Origin of the sequence: Streptomyces sp. NPDC086080, from assembly GCF_044540255.1 — a bacterium.
Classification (GTDB): domain Bacteria; phylum Actinomycetota; class Actinomycetes; order Streptomycetales; family Streptomycetaceae; genus Streptomyces.
This window is the reverse complement of the sequence record NZ_JBITRU010000001.1, coordinates 272,699-275,795: the sequence shown is the minus strand read 5'-3', so window position 1 is coordinate 275,795 and position 3,097 is coordinate 272,699. Positions and strand designations below refer to the sequence as shown.

General features: G+C 75.5%; 1 protein-coding gene. It reads right to left on the bottom strand.

Annotation, left to right across the window (positions count from 1 at the left end):
- Positions 1-360: 360 nt before the first annotated feature.
- Positions 361-3,097 (bottom strand): nicotinate-nucleotide--dimethylbenzimidazole phosphoribosyltransferase (gene cobT / locus ACIF9R_RS01300; RefSeq protein WP_399972621.1); only part of this gene is annotated, 2,737 nt, incomplete at its 5' end.

Below are 3,097 nucleotides of genomic sequence, written 5' to 3'. Positions count from 1 at the left end.
TGAGGGGGTGCCACGAGAGTAGCGCCCGCCCGTACAGGTCGGCTGTGGCTCGGCGCGCAGTTCCCCGCGCCCCTGAGGGGGTGCCATGACAGCGGCACCCGCCCGTGCGGGTTGGCTGTGGCCTGGCGCGCAGTTCCCCGCGCCCCTGAGGGGGTGCCACGAGAGTAGCGCCCGCCCGTACAGGTCGGCTGTGGCTCGGCGCGCAGTTCCCCGCGCCCCTGAGGGGGTGCCATGACAGCGGCGCCCGCGCGGGTTGGCTGTGGCCTGGCGCGCGGTTGCCGCACGGCGGCCCGTGGCTCCCGGGTGCTCTTGAGGCACCAGGGGGACACGGCTGTCCACGGCCACCCGCAGCCGTCCCGGCTACTTCTCCGTGACCCCCGCCGAATCGAACGTCGCCACCTCGTGCATGGCCCGCGCCGTGCTCTGGACCAGGGGGAGCGCCAGCAGCGCGCCCGTGCCCTCGCCCAGCCGGAGGTCCAGGTCGACCAGGGGCCGCAGACCGAGGGTGTTGAGGGCGGCCACATGGCCGGGCTCGGCGCTGCGGTGGCCCGCGATACAGGCGGCCAGGACCTCTTGGGCGATGGCCCGGGCCACCAGGGCGGCGGCGCCGGCGCTGACGCCGTCCAGGATGACCGGTGTACGCAGCGACGCCCCGCCGAGGAGCAGGCCGACCATGGCCGCGTGCTCGAAGCCGCCGACGGCGGCGAGGACGCCGATCGGATCGGCCGGGTCCGGCTGGTGGAGTTCCAGGGCGCGCCGCACGACGTCGGTCTTGCGCACGAGGGTCTCGTCGTTGATGCCGGTGCCGCGGCCGGTGACCTCGGACGGGTCGGCACCGGTGAAGACCGAGATGAGGGCGGCGGACGCGGTGGTGTTCGCGATGCCCATCTCACCGGTGAGCAGGGCCTTGTTGCCGGCCGCCACGAGGTCGCGGGCGGTTTCGATGCCGACCTCGATGGCCCGCTTGGCCTCCTCGCGGGTCATCGCGGGCCCGGTGGTCATGTCGGACGTACCGGCGCGGATCTTGCGCGGCAGCAGACCGGGGGTGGCCGGCAGGTCGGAGGAGACACCCACGTCGACGATGCAGATCTCGGCGCCCACCTGGGCGGCGAAGGCGTTGCACACCGCTCCCCCGCCGAGGAAGTTGGCCACCATCTGAGCGGTGACCTCCTGCGGCCAGGGGGTGACCCCCTGGGCGTGCACCCCGTGGTCGCCGGCGAAGATCGCGAGGGCCGCGGGTTCCGGGATGGGCGGCGGGCACTGGCGGGACAGACCGGACAGCTGGGCGGAGATGATCTCCAGCATGCCGAGTGCGCCGGCGGGCTTGGTCATGCGCTTCTGGCGCTCCCACGCCTCACCGAGCGCCTTGGCGTCCAGCGGGCGGATCTGCGCGACGGTCTCGGCAAGCAGGTCGTGGGGGTCCTCTCCGGGCAGGGCACGGCGGCCGTACGTCTCCTCGTGCACGACCCAGGACAGCGGGCGGCGCTTGGACCAGCCGGCCTGCATCAGCTCGGGCTCGTCCGGGAACTCGTCGACGTACCCGACGCACAGGTAGGCGACGACCTCCAGATGGTCGGGCAGTCCCAGGACCCGGACCATCTCGCGCTCGTCGAAGAAGCTGACCCACCCGACGCCGAGGCCCTCGGCGCGGGCGGCGAGCCAGAGGTTCTCCACGGCGAGCGCGGAGGAGTAGGGCGCCATCTGCGGCTGGGTGTGCCGGCCGAGGGTGTGCCGGCCGCCGCGTGTGGGGTCGGCGGTGACGACGATGTTCACCGGGGTGTCGAGGATGGCCTCGATCTTCATTTCCTTGAACTGCTTCGCCCGGCCCTTGGGAAGGGACTTGGCATAGGCGTCGCGTTGGCGCATCGCCAGTTCGTGCATGCTGCGCCGGGTCTCGGCGGAGCGGATGACGACGAAGTCCCAGGGCTGTGAGTGGCCGACGGAGGGCGCGGTGTGGGCCGCCTCCAGGACCCGCAGCAGCACCTCGTGCGGGATGGGGTCGTCGCGGAAGCCGTTGCGGATGTCCCGGCGCTCGCGGATCACCTTGAGGACGGCCTCGCGCTCGGCGTCGTCGTAGCCGAGGGCGGGCGGGCCGGTGGGCCGGTCCGTTTCCGGTTCCACCCCGGCGCCCTGGGTGTCCAGGTCCTCCGGGTCCTGCGCGAGTTCGGGGCCGGGCGCGGACGGGACGGCGTCGGCACCCGGCTCATGAGGCCCTTCGGCGGGTACGGCCACGCCCTGCGGCGGGGTCGGCGCGGGCTTGGCGGGTACGGCCACGCCCTGCGGCGGGGTCGGCGCGGGCTGCGGGCCGGTGGGCACGGTGCCGGCCACGGGGACGGACCGGCCGAGGGGCTGGTCCGGCTCCGGTACGAGGGGCACGCCGGGGAGGGGGGTGGTGGGGGTCTGCTGGGGCCCCTGGACCGGGTCCGCCGGGGTCTGTGGGGGGCCCGCGTCGGCCGAGTCGTCGGAAGCGGGGGACGCCTCCGGGACCTCGGCGGCCGGGGCCGGGTGCGGCGAGGGGGTTCGGGCGAGGGCTTCGTCGTCCGCGGAGCCGGGGAGGGTTCCGGCGGGCTCCACAGCGGTCCGGGCACCGGTCGGCTCCTCGGCCGTCGGCTCCGGTCCGGGCCCCGCGTCCGGTACGACGACGCCGGGCGGTGCGGCATCCGGTACGGCACCGGAAGCCTCGGGGAGCACGACGCCTCCGGCGCCGGGCGACGGGACGGTGTGCGGCGCCGCGGCGTCCGCACCCGGTACGTCGTCGGCGTCCACAGCCGATACGTCCTCGGCATCCGGTGCCTGCGGCGCCTGGGCGACCTGGGGGGACTCCGGCACGGCGGCCTCGGCGGCATCCGGTGCCGGAGCGGGCCGCGGTACCTGGATGGCCTCTGCCGGCTCCGGCACCTGGGCGTACTCCGCCCCGGGGACCTCGCCGCCCGGCACCGGAGCGGCCTGCGGCTCGCCCAGCACCTGAGCGGCCTCGGGCACCCCACCGGCCTGCGCCGCCCCGGGCGCAACGCCCTCCACAGCGGCCTGCGGCGCCTCGGTCACCTGGGCGGTCTCGGGCACCCCACCGGCCCGCTCCGCCCCGGGCACCTCCACC